Raw genomic sequence first — 16,575 nt, 5'->3', positions numbered from 1 at the left:
ACCCCCTCCCTCAGAACCGGCCAGCAGCAAAGGGGGCTGGCGATATCGGGGGGGCCTGACGGTCAACCATGGCCCCAACAAGTTCGGCCGTGCCTGCGGATTGGGTCAGCCCAAGATGCCCATGGCCGAACGCATAGAACACGCCAGACGCATTTGGAGAAATACCGATGACCGGGATGCTGTCAGGCATCGACGGCCGGAACCCCATCCATTGCGTGCCTCCTTCGGTCTTGAGGCCGGGTAGAAACTCTTCGGCTTTGTGCAATAACGTGTCGGCTCGTTTGAAATTGGGGGCGAGGTTCAGACCGCCCAACTCGACCGCGCCGCCGATCCTGACGCCATTGTTGATCCGGCTGGCAACGAACCCATGCCGCGAGAAGGACAAGTGCATCCGCAGATCAAATGCACCTTCGGGCAGGGTCGTGTTGTATCCACGCTCGGTTTCAAGCGGGAACCGGTCACCAAGAGTTCTAGCGATGTGATGAGACCATGCGCCAGCAGCCACGACCACTTTCGCCGCGTCCACGGGCCCTTCCGCCGTTTCAAGGCGCATGCCACTTTGCTGTGGCACCAACGCCTGAATATCGCGCCGCTCGATCCGACCTTGCCGGCTTTGAAAGGTCTGGGCAAGGCGCTCGACCCATTTCTTGGGATCAACGGTATTCAACCAGTTGGGCGTAAATCCCGCATGAGTGAACCGAGGGCTGAGGCCCGGCTGTTTTTCGGCAATCGCCTGAGGGCTTTCCAGCAATTCAAAGTCGATACCATGCTGGCGGCGCACCTCCCAGGCGGGCAGGCTTGCGCGGTATTCGGCCTCGGATTCATAGAGCTGCATCTGACCGTCGCGCTGCATCATCGCCTCGCCGTCAACCGCTGGGATCAACCGTTCAAGCGCGGCGCTGGACACTTTCATGAGGCTGGCCTGAGCGGCCAACAGCTCGGCATAGCGACCGGGCTGGCTCGCGCGCCAGAAACGGTACATCCAGGGCGCAATCTGCAATGCATATGCAGGCGGGATCGACAACGGCCCCAACGGGTCCAGCAGCCACTTCGGTGCCTTTTTCATGATGCCGGGCGTTGCCAGAGGCTCAACCTCGGAAAAAGCAAAGGCCCCGGCATTTCCGGCCGAGGTCTGCGCGGCGACGCCTTCCTTGTCCAGGACCAACACGGCATGACCCCGGCGCTGTAGTTCCAGCGCAATGGTCATGCCAATCACACCAGCTCCGATGACGACGATCTGCTGGGTCATACCTCAATCCCCGAACGGAATGGATCAGCCGCTTCAAAAATCAACCGCGACTCCGCCATGACATAGGCCTGCCCGGTGATCGAGGGGATAACACCGCCATTGGACCCAGCCTGATAGGACAAGCGATAGGTGCTGCCGATCACACTTTGCTGGACGATTTCCTGCCCCGGGGCCAATAGACCCTCAGCGGCCAGACAGGCCAGCCGAGCAGAGCTGCCGGTGCCACAGGGCGACCGGTCGTAATTGTCATCCGGGCACAGAACAAAGTTGCGGCTGTGAATCGCTTGCTCGGGCGATGCGTCCTGAAAGATTACATGATCAATCGGTTCACCCTGCTCGCCCCCAACCCCCTGCGCGATCGAGGCTTTGCGGATAGCAACGGCCCTATCGGTCAGTTCCCGAATATTGGCCGGAATAACGGAAAGCGGGCTTGGATCGACGATAAAGAACCAGTTTCCACCATAGGCCACATCCCCTGCAACCTCACCGAAACCGGGCACATGAAGTGAAATGTCGCTGTGAACGCGGCGGCTTTCGATATTCGTGACCGTGACAGTATTGGCATCGTGCAGTTCGACCGTGACAACTCCGGCTGGCGTTTCGATCCGATGTATTCCAACATCGATCCGACCAAGATGCGCCAGCGTCACGGTCAGGCCAATGGTTCCGTGGCCGCACATTCCCAAAACAGCATCGACATCAAAATAGATCACGCCGGTGACACAGGTTGGATCAACCGGTTCCACCAACAAGGCCGCGACCATGGCCGGTTGTCCGCGCGGTTCAAGCATGACCGAACGATAGAAATCCCTGTATTCGGTGTCCAGCCGCCGGGCGCGTTCAGCCAGAGGGCCAGAGCCCAGATCTGGTGCACCATCGAGGATGACCCGGGTCGGTTCTCCTCCGGTGTGGCTGTCGATCACATGCATTCTGCGATCACCCCACCTTGTTTCAACCAATCGGCGAACCAAGCCCCAAACAACGCGTATTGCTGTTCGCAATAATTCCGCTGTGCATCTGTCAGGGCGTCAGTTTCATTGAAATGCAGGCGGTATTCCTCTTCCCCGTTCAACACCAGAAGATGCTTGTAATACAGCACAAGATCCGGGCCCTCATCAAAACTGGACAGCACCTGAATGGCCTCGGTCAGTTCTTGCGCCCGTGATCGGGCTTCGGCATCGCCCCGCGCGGCCTTTTGAGAAAGCGCAGCCAACAGCAACGCCTCACGTGGGAGGGCCGTTCCGATCCCGGTGATCGACCCGGTTGCCCCACAGTTGACGAAACCGTGGTAAACCTCGGTGTCCACACCCACCATCAACGTCACATCATCATCCTGACTGGTGATGTTTTCCGCTGCATAGCGCAGATCGTCCTTGCCTCCGAATTCCTTGAACCCAATGAGGTTAGGGTGTTCGGCACGCAGGGCAAAGAACAGATCAGCCTTTGTTGCGAAACCATAGTATGGGCTGTTGTAGATAATTGCCGGCACGTCCGGCGCAGCAGACAGGATTGCCTTGAAATGGTTCTTTTGCGCAGTTGATGAGCTCCCTCGGGACAGAACCCGGGGAATGACCATCAACCCGACAGCGCCGACCTTTTGCGCATGTGCTGCGTGGGCCTCGGCGGATTTGGTGTTGATTGCCCCGGTTCCGACCACAACCGGTAACCCGGCATCCACCAGACGTTCCACCCCTTCCATGCGCTGTGCATCCGTCAAAAGCGGCCAGTCGCCCATGGATCCGCAATAGACGACCGCAGACATGCCTGCGTCGATCATTTGCTTGCCCTTGCGAACAAGTGCGTCGAAATCCGGCTGCCGATCCGCCGAGCAAGGGGTCATGAGCGCGGGCATCGTACCGCTAAATACATTGGTCGACATACGGTGCTATCCTCTAGTTACAGGGGTCCAGATAGGCGTCATGCGCCCGTTTTCACGCGATAACGGATATTGGATACAAAATCCATACATAATTCGACGCAAAAAGCCCGCGTTGGACCTTTCGTCTGACGCGGGTGTTTTTGACTGTCTAAACGGCGATTATCTCAACCGCAGACCGGTTTCAGGATCAAACAGCATGGTGCGTTCCGGGCGGATCGAAATACCGATGCGTGTACCCTGCTTACTGCGCTCGTCTTCGCGCTCTTCAACGATAAGCTTGTCGCCATTCGATGTCAGCAAATAGGAATAGCTGACACCGCCAAGCGCCTCGGTCAGATCAACGGTGCAGGTATCGCCCGACCGATCAACCTGAATATGTTCCGGGCGGATACCCAGCGTGACCCGAGACAGACCCAAAGGAACCGATGCTGGGACAGGCAGAGGCTGAGTGATCGCCGGATGAGTCACCTGACCATCAACGATGTCGCAATCCAGAAAATTCATGGCAGGCGAGCCAATGAACCCTGCTACAAACTTGTTATCTGGATCCCGATACAGATCCATCGGCGCACCAACCTGTTCGATCCGACCATCGCGCAGCACCACGATCTTATCGGCCATGGTCATCGCCTCGACCTGATCGTGAGTCACATAGATCATGGTCGCGCCAATTTCATTGTGAAGCCGGGCAATTTCCACACGCATCTCAACGCGCAATTCGGCGTCCAGGTTGGACAGAGGTTCATCGAACAGAAACACCTCGGGGCCGCGCACAATCGCACGCCCGATGGCAACGCGTTGGCGCTGACCACCCGACAGGGCCTTGGGTTTGCGCTTCAGGTACTGGTCCAGCTTCAGGATACCCGAGGCTTCCTGAACCTTCCTGTCGATCTCGGCTTTTGCCACGCCGTTCATCCGCAGGCCAAACCCCATATTCTCGGCCACAGTCATATGCGGGTACAGGGCATAGGTCTGGAACACCATCGCCACGCCCCGTTTCGCCGGGTCCTGATGCGTCACCTCACGCGCCCCGATGTGAATCTGGCCCTCGGTCGTTTCCTCAAGCCCTGCGATCATCCGCAATAAAGTGGATTTTCCACATCCCGATGGGCCAACAAAGACACAGAATTCACCATCCTCGATTTCGAGGTCGATCCCGTGAATCACCTGTGTCTGGCCATACCGCTTAATCGTTTGGTTCAGAGTTACTCCGGTCATGTCGCTTGTATCCTGTCCTTCTGGCCATCGGGGCGTGTTTCAGGGAACCGCCAGGCCTGAGCTTCGGCCGCGATTTGATCGGCCACCCGGCGCACGCGGGGAATCCAAGCCTCGAGCTGGTCGAAATTCATCCGCTCGGTCGAGCCGGTCACCGATATTGCACCCAGCATCCGCCCGCCCGGCGTTCGGATCGGGCAGGCAACACAAATGATCCCCGTCTCGTGTTCTTCATCGTCCAGGGCGTAGCCCCGGCTGTGGATCAGCTCTAGATCGGACCGCAGCGCAGCTTCCGAGGCCAAGGTCTTATCCGTAAACCGGTGAAAGCTTTGCTGTGAGATCACCTTGTTCAGCTCAGCCTCGTCCAGAAAGGCCATCATCGCCTTGCCCACACCTGTACAATAGGCCGGTCCGACCTTGCCCGCCTGTGAATACATCTCAACCGGCTGGGCAGCATTGCGCTTATCGACATACAGAACCTGACCAGAATCGAGCTGCGCCAGATGCACAGTCTCGCCCGTTTCACCGCTGAGCGTATCAAGAAACGGCCTTGCGATCGGCGCCAGTGAGCTTTGCGTCCACGCCGCATGGGCCAGCCGAACCAGCCTCAAACCCGGCGCATAGGTCTGCCTATCCGGGTCATAGGACAACATCCCCTGATTGGTAAGGGATTGCAGAAACCGATACAGCGTTGCTTTGGGAAAGCGGCTGCTTTCCAGCAGTTCCGCAAAGCGAATTGGCCGCTGAAACGCGGCCACCTGATCCAGCACGTCACATGCTTTCCCTATTGTTCCATCACCTGCCACGGGCGCTCTGTCTCCTCCGATTAACCTGCGGCCGCAGCCACGAGGGTCTTGACAAGACTAACCGAGTCGATGTGTAGTTTTCAACATATAAAACTAAGTTCCAATATATGGAACTAAAATGGAAGCTAAGGGAGGAAACCATGCATTCCATCTACAAGCGCACCACGGCCGCGCTGGCCATGAGCGTTGCACTTGCTGTTCCCGCCTCTGCCGAGCTTACCGGCGAATTGCGGATATTCCTGGACACATCGAACCCGGCACCCCGGGCCACGATGGAAGCAATGATCGACAGATTTCAGCAACAGCATCCGGATTTGGCCATCGAGACAACGGTGATCGACCGCGAGGCCTACAAAACCCAGATCCGCAACTTCTTGACTGCGGATACGCCGGATGTCGCCACGTGGTACGCGGCGAATCGGATGAAACCCTATGTCGAGGCTGGCCTGTTCGAAGACGTCTCGGACCTGTGGGCGGAACCTGCGATTGCGGACAATCTGGCCTCAACCAAAGGTGCGATGACGATCGACGGCAAACAATGGGGCGTGCCCTACACCTACTATCAGTGGGGCGTTTATTATCGCAAAGACATCTTTGACGAGCTGGGTCTGACCGAGCCCGCAACCTGGGAAGAAGAGCTGGCGAATTGCCAGAAGATCGTCGATTCAGGTCGCGCCTGCTATACGATCGGCACCAAGTTCCTGTGGACTGCCGGTGGCTGGTTCGACTACCTGAACATGCGCACCAACGGCTATGACTTCCACAACCAGCTGGCCAATGGTGAAATCAGCTGGGAGGATGACCGGGTCAAGCAGACCTTCGCCAACTGGAAACAGCTGATCGATATGGGTGCCTTCATCGACAACCACCAGACCTATAGCTGGCAAGAAGCTCTGCCCTTTATGGTCAACGGTGATGCGGCGGCTTATCTGATGGGCAACTTCGCCGTGGCGCCACTGCGTGAGGCGGGCCTGAGTGACGACCAGCTGGACTTCTACCAGTTTGTTGCCATCAACCCCGATGTCGAACTGGCCGAAGATGCACCGACCGACACGTTCCACATCCCGTCAAACGCGGCGAACAAAGAAGCCGCCCGTGAATTCCTGCGCTTCGTTGTGTCTGCGGATGAACAGACCGAGATCAACAATGGCTCGAATCTCGGCCAGTTGCCGGTCAATGCTCAGTCCTCGGTAGATGCCGACAAGTTCCTGCAGCAGGGCTTTACCATGCTGTCGTCAAACAGCCCGGGCGGAGTCGCCCAGTTCTGGGACCGCGACGCACCGGCAGAAATGGCCAAGGCGTCGATGGAAGGCTTCCAGGAATTCATGGTCAAGCCAGACAATGCGGACAAAATCCTGGCCAAACTCGAACGGGCGCGTCAGCGCATCTACGACAACTGAACCGGTCAGGATTGGCAAAGCCCATCCTGAGCCATGACCTGCGTAAGGCGGGTATCAACCCGCCTTACTCCGCCTACCAAAACCGGGGACGCCCATGACCGCCGTCGATACCCACGAACAAGAAAGCTGGTTCCACCGAAACCAACAGCGCATCGCGCCCTGGTTATTTTTGGCCCCAGGCCTGTTGTTCTTTATGGTCTATGTGATCATTCCGGTCTTTCAGTCCTTCAACCTGTCGCTTTACGAATGGGACGGCCTGGGGGCTGCCGAATATGTCGGATTTCGCAATTATGAAGACCTGTACTGGGAATGGTCGGACCGGGACGCCTTTTACATCTCGCTCAAAAACAACCTGATCTGGTTGCTGCTCTATCTGGCGGCGATTCCGGCGGGTCTGTTCATTGCGCTGTTCCTGAACCAGACGGTCTGGGGCATCCGCCTGTATAAATCCCTGTTTTTCTTCCCCTTCGTGATTTCTCAGGTAGTTGTTGGCCTAGTGTTCACATGGTTCTATGACCCCACATTCGGCCTGTTGAACGAATTCCTCGGATTCTTTGGCATGGGCCCGGTGAACGTGCTGGGCGACGAGCGTTTCGTCACCTATGGCATCATCTTTGCTGGCCTCTGGCCACAAACCGCCTATTGCATGATCCTGTACCTGACCGGCCTCAACGCTGTGGACCCCGAACAGATCGAAGCCGGGCGGCTGGACGGTGCCAAGAGCTGGCGGATGTTGTGGCATATCATCCTGCCGCAATTGCGCCCTGCCACCTTCATTGCCTTTGTCGTCACCATCATTGGCGCGCTTCGCAGCTTTGACCTGATCTCAATCATGACACAGGGCGGTCCGTTCGGATCATCGCGCGTGCTGGCCTATTACATGTTCGAGGTCGCCTTGTCCGAATACGGATTCCGCATGGGATATGGCGCAGCTATCGCGGTGATCCTGTTCCTGATCATGCTGTGTTTCATCGGTTATTTCCTGTGGTCAATGTACCGCGAAGAAAGGGGGCACTGAGATGTTTCCCAAGCCAATCGAAAAACAACCTCGTGCAGCGCAGATCACCTATCAGGCGTTGCTGCCGCTGGCCTTGCTTTTGTGGCTCGGGCCGTTGCTGGCCGTCGCCCTGTTCTCGGTCAAACCCGCCGCGGATTTCACCAATGCCAACTACTGGGGGATGCCGTCCAGCTTTGAGGGCGCATTCAACTATGGGCAGGTGTTTTTCAATTCGGATATGCCGCGCTATCTGATGAATTCCTTCCTGATCACCGTTCCCACGGTCATCGGGTGCGTCGCGCTCAGTAGCATGACGGGGTTTGCACTCGGCATCTACAAATTCAAATCGAACCTTTGGATCTTCTTCCTGTTCGTAGCGGGCAATTTCGTGCCTTTCCAAATCCTCATGGTGCCCGTGCGCGACCTGACGCTAGACTTGGGCCTGTACAACACCAAGACCGGGCTGGTCTTGTTTCACATCGCGTTCCAGACCGGGTTTTGCACCCTGTTCATGCGGAATTTCATCCGCGCCCTGCCCTTTGAACTGATCGAGGCGGCGCGGGTCGAAGGGATCAGTGAATGGCGTATCTTCTGGTACGTGGTGCTGCCGCTGATGAAGCCCGCCATTGCGGCGCTCAGTGTGCTGATCTTTACCTTCATCTGGAACGACTATTTCTGGGCTGTAGTGCTGACGCAAGGTGCTGAGAGCCAGCCTGTAACCGCAGGGATCACCAGCTTTAACGCGCAGTTCCGCGCCGCCTATCAGCTGATGAGTGCCGGTTCCATTGTCGCGGCGCTGCCGCCGGTTGCTATGTTCTTCCTGATGCAGAAACATTTTATCGCGGGCCTGACACTCGGTGCCGTAAAATAACATCAAGCTAAAGGTTTGCCTGATGACCAAAATCACTTTTATCGGGGCCGGTTCCACGATCTTCATGCGCAATATCGTGGGCGATGCCCTTTTGACCCCCGCCCTGGCCGACAGCCATTTTGCCTTGATGGATATCGACACACAGCGCCTGGCTGAGAGCGAATCCGTGGCCCGCGCCATGGTGCGCACGGTCGGCACGGGGGCCACCATAACCACCCATACCGATCGACGCGCCGCATTGGAGGGGGCGGATTTCGTGATTACCGCCTTTCAGATCGGAGGGTATGACCCCTGCACAGTGACTGACTTCGAGATCCCCAAGCAATATGGCCTGCGTCAGACCATCGCCGATACGCTGGGCGTAGGAGGGATCATGCGCGGGTTACGGACCGTTCCGGTCCTGTGGGACGTGGCCCAGGACATGATGCAGCTCTGCCCCAACGCGACGCTGTTGCAATATGTGAACCCGATGGCGATCAACACCTGGGCTTTGGCCGAACGGTTTCCGACATTGAAACATGTCGGACTGTGCCATTCGGTGCAAAACACGGTCGAGGAACTGGCCCATGATCTGGAGCTGCCCAAGCAGGAGTTTCGCTATAAGGTCGCAGGCGTCAACCATGTGGCTTTCTTCCTCAAGCTCGAGCATCGGGGCCGCGATCTCTATCCTGCGCTCCGACAGGGATATGCCGGTGGACAACTGCCGAAACCGCCCCTTTTGATGCCACGCTGCCCCAACAAGGTCCGGTACGAAGTGATGGAGCATCTGGGCTATTTCTGCACCGAAAGCTCGGAACATCTGGCCGAATATGTGCCCTGGTTCATCAAGGATGGGCGCGACGATCTGATCGAGCAGTTCTCGATCCCGCTGGATGAATATCCCACCCGCTGCGTCGAGCAGGTCGAGGACTGGAAGGAACAGGCCAAGACCCTGACCGACGGGCGTGCGGTAGAGGTATGTCGCAGCCACGAATTCGCGGCGGACCTGATGAACGCAATCGTGACCGATACGCCCTATACTGCCTATGGCAACCTGCCCAATACCGGCCAGATCCCGCAACTGCCCTTGGGGGCTGCTGTGGAAACGCCGTGCCTGGTGGACAGCAACGGGGTGCAACCCTCGGTCGTGACCGACATCCCACCGCAGCTGATTGCGCTGATGCGCACCCAGATCAACGTGCAGGAACTGACCGTGCGGGCGCTGACCGACCAGAACCCCGAATACATATACCACGCCGCCATGATGGACCCACATACCGCCGCCGAGCTTGACCTGCGCCAGATCCGTAATCTGGTCAGCGATCTTTTGATCGCGCATGCGGATTGGTTGCCAGACTGGTGCAAACCGGCCAAGGCGGCATGACCAAATATTAAAGGGCTGACAATAATGACAAAAAAACGCCGCTCGCAGCATTGGTACGGCAAGCTGGACAAGGATGGTTTCATCCACCGGTCCTGGATGAAGAACCAGGGCTTTCCCGACCATGCCTTTGACGGGCGTCCCATTATCGGCATCTGCAATACATGGTCCGAACTGACGCCGTGCAATTCCGGCCTGCGCGATCTGGCCGAAGGCGTCAAACGCGGCGTGTGGGAGGCCGGCGGCTTCCCGGTCGAATTCCCGGTCATGTCGCTGGGTGAAACGCAGATGAAGCCCACCGCCATGCTGTTTCGCAACCTGCTGGCCATGGATGTCGAGGAATCCATCCGCGCCTATGGGATTGACGGCGTGGTTCTACTGGGTGGCTGTGACAAAACTACGCCGGGGCAACTTATGGGTGCCGCCTCGGTCGATCTGCCCTCAATCGTTGTCAGTTCCGGCCCGATGCTGAACGGCAAGTATCGCGGACAGGATATCGGCTCGGGCACGGATGTATGGAAGTTTTCCGAAGCCGTGCGCGCCGGGGAAATGACCCTGCAGGATTTCATGAGTGCTGAATCCGGCATGTCGCGCAGCGCCGGTGTCTGCATGACCATGGGCACCGCGTCGACCATGGCATCCCTGGTCGAAGCGATGGGCATGAGCCTGCCCACCAACGCCGCGCTACCCGCCGTAGATGCTCGCCGAATGGCGCTGGCGCATCTGACGGGTAAGCGGATTGTCGAGATGGTGGATGAAGACCTCAAACCCTCGGACATTCTGACCAAAGAAGCATTTGAAAACGCCATTCTGGCCAATGCTGCCGTGGGCGGATCGACGAACGCCGTGGTGCATCTGCTGGCTTTGGCCGGTCGTGTAGGCATCGACTTGACACTGAAGGATTTTGAGATCGGGTCGGATATCCCGCTGCTTGTGAACTGTATGCCCTCGGGCCAATACCTGATGGAGGATTTCTGCTATGCAGGTGGCGTGCCTGTGGTTTTAAACGAACTCAAACCCTTCCTACGACCTGCCAAAACGGTTTTGAACAAGGATATTTCGGCCCATTACGAAGGTGCAGAATGTTTCAACCGCGATGTTATCCGTCCCTTCAACGACCCAGTAAAACCTGCCGCAGGCCTGCGTGTGCTGCGCGGCAATCTGGCGCCGAACGGGGCCATTGTGAAACCTTCGGCGGCCACGGACGCACTGTTGGAGACCGAGGCTGTGGCCCATGTCTTCGAAAGCATCGAAGATATGAAGGCCAATATCGACAGGGATGACCTGCCGGTGACGCCCGAGACCATATTGGTGCTGAAAGGCTGTGGACCCAAGGGTTATCCCGGCATGCCCGAGGTTGGCAATATGCCGATCCCGGCCAAGCTGGTGAAGGACGGTGTGCGCGACATGATCCGTATCTCGGACGCACGGATGTCCGGCACCGCCTTTGGCACGGTCATCCTGCATGTCAGCCCCGAGGCGCAGGCCGGTGGCACGCTGGCGCTGGTCAAAACCGGAGACCGTATCCGTGTATCCGCTAGCAAGGGCGCGCTCGAGTTGCTGGTTGACCAAGTTGAACTGGACGCCCGACGCGCCGCATGGCAACCGGATGCTCCGCATTACACCCGCGGCTATGCCAAGCTTTACATAGACCACGTCCTGCAGGCCGATCAGGGTGCGGACCTGGATTTTCTTGTCGGCAAAGACACCCGCCTTGTGACCAGAGAGAGCCACTGATGGACCAACCCGCCACTTTCCACGACCTGAACGGTGCATCCGTCTTTATCACCGGAGGTGGTTCTGGTGTCGGGGCCGCTTTAACGGACGGATTTCTGGCGCAGGGTGCGCAGGTCGCCTTTATCGGGCGCTCCGACGCTAGTGCCTTTGTTGATGAGATGCGCGCCAAGCACGGGCGCGGGCCGCTGTTTCTGCAAGGCGACATGACAGATACCGACCTGCTGCGCGCCACAATGGCCAAAGCCGCCGAGGCCCATGGCCCCCTTGATGTGCTGATCAACAATGCCGCCAACGACAAACGCCATTCGCTTGACGAAACCACGCCCAAATTCTGGGACTGGATGATCGAGGTGAATCTGAAGGCGTATTTCTTTGCCTGCCAAGAAGCCGCACGTCAAATGCAGGACAAGGGCGGATCAATCATCAATTTCAGCTCGATCAGCTATATGATGGGTAATTCCGGTTATCCGATCTATACGACATCAAATGCCGGGATCACCGGGATGACCCGGTCGTTGGCGCGCGAGCTTGGCCCGCAGAAAATCCGCGTTAATGCGCTGGCCCCCGGATGGGTTCTGACACAGAAACAGCTGGACATGTGGGCCACGCCAGAAGATCTGGCCGCACATCTGGAACGCCAATGCCTAAAGGACCACCTGACGCCCGAGGATATGATCGCACCGACCCTGTTTCTTGCGTCGGAAGCCAGTCGCGCCATGACCGGGCAATGCATGGCCGTTGATGGCGGTGTTGTAGTAACAGGATGAGAACATGACAATCGAATGGATCGCTGTTGATTGGGGAACAACTCATCTGCGGGCATGGGCAATGCAAGGTGACACCATTCTGGACCAGGCTCAGTCCGCAAGCGGCATGGACCAAATTCCCCGGGATGGGTTTCAAAAAGCATTGCTGAACCTGATCGAGGGCTGGCTTGGCGATACGGTCATGGATGTGGTCGCCTGCGGTATGGTGGGTGCGCGTCAAGGCTGGGTCGAGGCACCATATTCCGCTGTACCTTCGGTTCCTGTTCCCGATGCACCTGTTCGCGTTCCGGCAACAGATCCGCGTATCCGCGCCTTTGTCGTACCCGGGCTAAAGCAAACAAGCCCCCCCGATGTCATGCGCGGAGAAGAGACACAGATCGCCGGTTTTCTGGCCCACCGGCCAAACTGGGAGGGCATCATTTGCCTGCCCGGAACGCATACCAAATGGGTACAGGTCAGCGCGGATGAAATCGTCAGCTTCCGCACATTCATGACAGGCGAAATCTTCGGATTACTCAGCAATCAATCCGTCCTGAAACATACGGTCAGCGAAGGCTGGGACGACGCGGCTTTTGCCGAGGCTGTGGCGGATACCCTGTCCCGACCGGAACAACTTGCCGCGCGCCTTTTCGGCCTGCGGGCCGCTGATCTGCTGCAGGGTCAGGACTCCGGTGTCGCACGTGCGTGTCTGTCGGGATATCTGATCGGAGCGGAACTGGCCGCGTCCCGTCCCTATTGGTTGGGCCAGCAGATTGCCATTATCGGGGACCAAAGCCTCTCGGAAATCTATGCCATTGCGCTGAAACAGCAGGGTACATTTGTTGAAATAGCCGACAGCACGCAATCTACATTGGCAGGTCTTTTGCAGGCCCAAAATCTGACGAGGCAAACCGCATGAGCCGTCCTATCATTGCAATTCTGCGCGGTCTGCAACCCACCGAGGCTGCCGAAGTCGGGCAGGCCCTGATCGACGCGGGCATAGACCGGATCGAGGTGCCCCTGAACTCACCCGATCCGTTGACCAGCATCGGCATTCTGGCGGAACGTTTCGGCGATCGCGCATTGATCGGCGCCGGAACCGTCCTGACCATCGAACAGGTCGATGCGGTGGCCGGGGTCGGCGGCAAGCTGATCGTCTCGCCAAATTTCGACGCTGAGGTGATACAGCAGACGATCAAACTGGGCATACAAAGCTGGCCTGGCGTCTATACCCCGACCGAGGCCTTTGGCGCGCTCAGGGCAGGGGCAACCGGGCTCAAACTGTTTCCGGGCGTGATGGCGGGGCCCTCGGGCCTGGCCGCAATACGCCCGATCCTGCCCAAAGACGCGCTGGTCTTTGCCGTCGGTGGGGCAGGCCCCGAAAACTTTGCCAATTGGCTCAAGGCCGGGGCGGACGGGTTCGGGATCGGCTCGGCCCTTTATAAACCGGGAATGGCCGTTGCCGACATTGCAGAGCGCGCGCAAAAGATCGTCTTGGCCTATGACAAGGCCACCCAATGAGTGTCGTGTTTGACGACCGTCCCTGCGATCTGGGCGAGGGGCCATTGTGGCACCCGGAGCGCGCACAGCTGTTCTGGTTCGACATCACAGGCAACCGCCTGATGACCCAGAAGGACGGGCAACAGCAAAGCTGGAACTTCCCCGAAAATGTCTCGGCCGCGGGCTGGGTGGACCAAGACACGCTGTTGATGGCATCTGAAACCGGGCTATGGCAGTTTGACCTGAAAACCGGCGAACGTGCCTTGGTTACCCATCTTGAAGCGGACAATACCGTCACCCGTTCCAACGATGGCCGCGCTGATCCCTGGGGCGGTTTCTGGATCGGTACCATGGGCAAGAACGCCGAACCCGGCGCAGGGTCCATCTATCGGTTCTGGCGCGGCGAAGTTCGGCAGTTGGTGCCAGATGTCACGATCTCGAACGCCATCTGCTTTGCGCCCGATCGCTCCTGCGCCTATTTCACCGACACGGTCACCAGACAGGTTATGCGCTGGTCTTTGAACCCGGAAACCGGATGGCCAGAAGGTCAAAGCACCGTGTTCCTCGACCTTACCAAAGACCAGCTGAACCCTGATGGCGCGGTGGTCGATACGAGCGGAAATATCTGGATCGCTCAATGGGGCGCCAACCGCGTGGCTGCTTACTCGCCTGATGGTCGGTTCCTGAAGGCGGTCGGTTTTGACGCGGCCCATGCCTCGTGCCCGGCTTTTGGCGGGCCAGACCTGACAACGCTGTTCTGCACCACCGCTCGCCAAGGGCTGGATGCGGCACAGATTGAAACCCAACCTACCAACGGAATGACCTTTGCCACGATCGACGCAGGCAAAGGTCAGGCAGAGCACAGAGTCATCCTATGAACCCCGAACTTGGCGTTTGCTATTACCCCGAACATTGGCCCGAGGCGATGTGGGCGGAGGATGCCGCACGGATGGTCGAGACCGGCCTGACATGGGTACGGATAGGCGAGTTCGGCTGGAGCCGGATGGAGCCCACGTCGGACGATCTGCACTTCGACTGGCTGGATCGCGCAATCGAAACCTTAGGTGCTGCCGGGTTGAAAGTGGTGCTGGGCACGCCAACAGCGACGCCGCCACGCTGGATGCTGGACAAACACCCGGACATGCTTGCCGTGGATGCGCAGGGTCAGCCGCGCAAGTTCGGCTCTCGCAGACATTATTGCTTTAGCCACACCGGCTATATCGAAGAATGCGTTCGGATCGCACGTGTCATGGGCGAACGCTATGGGCGCAACCCGCATGTCGCAGCATGGCAGATCGACAATGAATATGGCTGCCACGACACCACTGTCAGCTATAGCCAACCCGCCCTACACGCCTTTCAAAACTGGCTGGAAGGTCAATACAGCACGATTGAAACCCTGAATGCAGCGTGGGGAAATGTGTTCTGGTCAATGGAATATGACAGGTTTGATCAGATCGACCTGCCGAACCTGACAGTGACAGAACCCAACCCGGCCCATGTTCTGGCCTTCCGGCGGTTCAGTGCAGATCAGGTGGTGGCCTTCAACAGGGCACAGGTCGAAGTGCTGCGGCCCCTGACCGATGCGCCTTTGCTGCACAATTACATGGGGCGTGTGCTGGATTTCGACCACTTCGCAGTGGGTGCCGATTTGGATATCGCCACATGGGACAGCTATCCGATCGGGTTTCTATCTGACCGGCTTGAGGCGGATAAGGCGCATAAGTCGGCCTTTCTGCAGCAAGGCGATCCTGACATGCAGGCCTTTCATCACGATCTGTATCGCGCTGTGGGGCGCGGGCGTTGGTGGGTGATGGAACAGCAACCCGGCCCGGTGAACTGGGCCCCTTACAACCCTGCACCTCTGCCCGGCATGGTGCGCCTGTGGTCGCTTGAGGCCGTGGCGCATGGGGCCGAGGTGGTCAGCTATTTCCGCTGGCGACAGGCGCCCTTTGCGCAAGAACAGATGCATGCAGGACTGCTGACGCCGGACAACCGCTCTGCCCCGGCTTTGGCCGAGGCACGCCAAACCGCCGATGATCTGGCCGGGCTGGGAGCAATCACACAGGCCAGAGCGGATGTCGCGATCCTGTTCGACTATGCCTCGGATTGGGCCTGGGCGACGCAACCTCAAGGGGCTGGGTTCGACTATTTCAAACTGGTCTTTTCAACCTACCAAGCCCTGCGCCGGGCTGGATTGTCAGTGGATTTCCTGCCTGCGGATAACATCCCAAAGGCGGGATATAAGGTGATCCTTGCACCGGGTCTGGCGACCATCGGACCCGATCTGGAACAACGCCTGACCAATGGTTGTGATCTGGCTGTTCTGGGCCCGCGCTCTGGCGCCATCACGCAGGACTTTCAGATACCCGCAACTGGTCGCCCCGGGCTGACTGCACTGGATTGCACTGTCGATCTTGTGGAAACCCTGCCCCCTCAGGTGACCCGGGAAGTTGATGGTGGCGGCGCAGCCCGTCACTGGGTCGACCGCCTGTCAGGAAAGGCCCCGGACCTTTTGACATTTCGAGACGGAACACCTGCCCTGAAAGGGACCGACCACATGTGGTATCTGGCCGGGTTCCCGGATGACACGTTATGGGATCGCGTGATCAGCATGGCCGCTGCTCTGACAGGCATTGCCTTGCATCCGATGCCTCAGGGTTTGCGGCGGCGCCAGACCGCCGGGCATACATTCCTGATCAACTACAATTCGGCGCCGGTTGAATGGAACGGCCGGATGATCGAAGCCTGTGATGTGTTCATTCAGGAAAATGACACGCCCGCCGAGGGGTAACCCCGGCGGGCGCAAACTGCG

15 protein-coding genes are annotated in these 16,575 nt (G+C 58.3%); 10 read left to right on the top strand and 5 right to left on the bottom strand.

Annotation, left to right across the window (positions count from 1 at the left end; translation table 11 throughout):
• Positions 1-10 precede the first annotated feature (10 nt).
• The 5 genes from AC2FHX_RS12405 to AC2FHX_RS12385 all read right to left on the bottom strand — a co-directional run bounded on the left by AC2FHX_RS12405 (position 11) and on the right by AC2FHX_RS12385 (position 5,149).
• Positions 11-1,249, bottom strand: coding sequence for an NAD(P)/FAD-dependent oxidoreductase (locus AC2FHX_RS12405; protein WP_281995062.1), 1,239 nt, complete (start codon positions 1,247-1,249; stop codon positions 11-13).
• Positions 1,246-2,178 carry a 4-hydroxyproline epimerase gene (locus tag AC2FHX_RS12400; RefSeq protein ID WP_281995061.1) on the bottom strand — a complete coding sequence of 311 codons (933 nt, stop codon included), beginning with the start codon at positions 2,176-2,178 and terminating at the stop codon, positions 1,246-1,248. The genes AC2FHX_RS12405 and AC2FHX_RS12400 overlap by 4 nt, the downstream gene beginning before the upstream one ends.
• Complete coding sequence (locus AC2FHX_RS12395) at positions 2,169-3,128, bottom strand: dihydrodipicolinate synthase family protein (RefSeq protein WP_282021739.1); 960 nt, start codon at positions 3,126-3,128, stop codon at positions 2,169-2,171. Before AC2FHX_RS12395 ends, AC2FHX_RS12400 begins: the two co-directional genes overlap by 10 nt.
• A gap of 159 nt (positions 3,129-3,287) precedes the next feature.
• Positions 3,288-4,346, bottom strand: coding sequence for an ABC transporter ATP-binding protein (locus AC2FHX_RS12390; protein ID WP_271948765.1), 1,059 nt, complete (start codon positions 4,344-4,346; stop codon positions 3,288-3,290).
• Positions 4,343-5,149, bottom strand: a complete 807-nt coding sequence (locus AC2FHX_RS12385; RefSeq protein ID WP_282021738.1) for an IclR family transcriptional regulator — start codon at positions 5,147-5,149, stop codon at positions 4,343-4,345. The genes AC2FHX_RS12390 and AC2FHX_RS12385 overlap by 4 nt, the downstream gene beginning before the upstream one ends.
• A 140-nt stretch (positions 5,150-5,289) precedes the next feature.
• Between AC2FHX_RS12385 and AC2FHX_RS12380 the strand changes: the two genes are divergently transcribed.
• From AC2FHX_RS12380 to AC2FHX_RS12335, 10 genes are all read left to right on the top strand, one after another.
• Positions 5,290-6,549 carry an ABC transporter substrate-binding protein gene (locus tag AC2FHX_RS12380; protein WP_142636170.1) on the top strand — a complete coding sequence of 420 codons (1,260 nt, stop codon included), beginning with the start codon at positions 5,290-5,292 and terminating at the stop codon, positions 6,547-6,549.
• Between the two features lie 94 nt (positions 6,550-6,643).
• The gene (locus AC2FHX_RS12375; RefSeq protein ID WP_142636168.1) at positions 6,644-7,567 is read left to right on the top strand and encodes a carbohydrate ABC transporter permease; all 924 of its coding nucleotides are present in this window, start codon (positions 6,644-6,646) and stop codon (positions 7,565-7,567) included.
• A gap of 1 nt (position 7,568) precedes the next feature.
• Complete coding sequence (locus AC2FHX_RS12370; RefSeq protein WP_142636166.1) at positions 7,569-8,417, top strand: carbohydrate ABC transporter permease; 849 nt, start codon at positions 7,569-7,571, stop codon at positions 8,415-8,417.
• Between the two features lie 22 nt (positions 8,418-8,439).
• A complete protein-coding gene (locus tag AC2FHX_RS12365; protein ID WP_496701928.1) occupies positions 8,440-9,780 on the top strand; it encodes an alpha-glucosidase/alpha-galactosidase in 1,341 nt (446 codons plus the stop codon).
• Positions 9,781-9,804: 24 nt separating this feature from the next.
• Entirely contained in the window at positions 9,805-11,514 is a 1,710-nt protein-coding gene (locus tag AC2FHX_RS12360; RefSeq protein WP_496701930.1) for an IlvD/Edd family dehydratase, read from the top strand.
• On the top strand, positions 11,514-12,281 hold the full coding sequence (locus AC2FHX_RS12355; RefSeq protein WP_496691363.1) for an SDR family NAD(P)-dependent oxidoreductase: 768 nt from the start codon (positions 11,514-11,516) through the stop codon (positions 12,279-12,281). Before AC2FHX_RS12360 ends, AC2FHX_RS12355 begins: the two co-directional genes overlap by 1 nt.
• A 4-nt stretch (positions 12,282-12,285) precedes the next feature.
• Positions 12,286-13,179 (top strand): 2-dehydro-3-deoxygalactonokinase, encoded by an 894-nt coding sequence (locus AC2FHX_RS12350; RefSeq protein ID WP_496701932.1) that lies wholly within the window; start codon positions 12,286-12,288, stop codon positions 13,177-13,179.
• Complete coding sequence (locus AC2FHX_RS12345; protein ID WP_496701934.1) at positions 13,176-13,781, top strand: 2-dehydro-3-deoxy-6-phosphogalactonate aldolase; 606 nt, start codon at positions 13,176-13,178, stop codon at positions 13,779-13,781. The genes AC2FHX_RS12350 and AC2FHX_RS12345 overlap by 4 nt, the downstream gene beginning before the upstream one ends.
• A complete protein-coding gene (locus tag AC2FHX_RS12340; RefSeq protein WP_496701936.1) occupies positions 13,778-14,638 on the top strand; it encodes an SMP-30/gluconolactonase/LRE family protein in 861 nt (286 codons plus the stop codon). Before AC2FHX_RS12345 ends, AC2FHX_RS12340 begins: the two co-directional genes overlap by 4 nt.
• The gene (locus tag AC2FHX_RS12335; protein WP_496701937.1) at positions 14,635-16,554 is read left to right on the top strand and encodes a beta-galactosidase; all 1,920 of its coding nucleotides are present in this window, start codon (positions 14,635-14,637) and stop codon (positions 16,552-16,554) included. Before AC2FHX_RS12340 ends, AC2FHX_RS12335 begins: the two co-directional genes overlap by 4 nt.
• The last annotated feature ends 21 nt before the right edge of the window (positions 16,555-16,575 follow it).

The sequence above is a fragment of the Ruegeria sp. CDSC042 genome, assembly GCF_059610745.1.
This window is presented reverse-complemented; position numbering and strand designations above follow the sequence as displayed.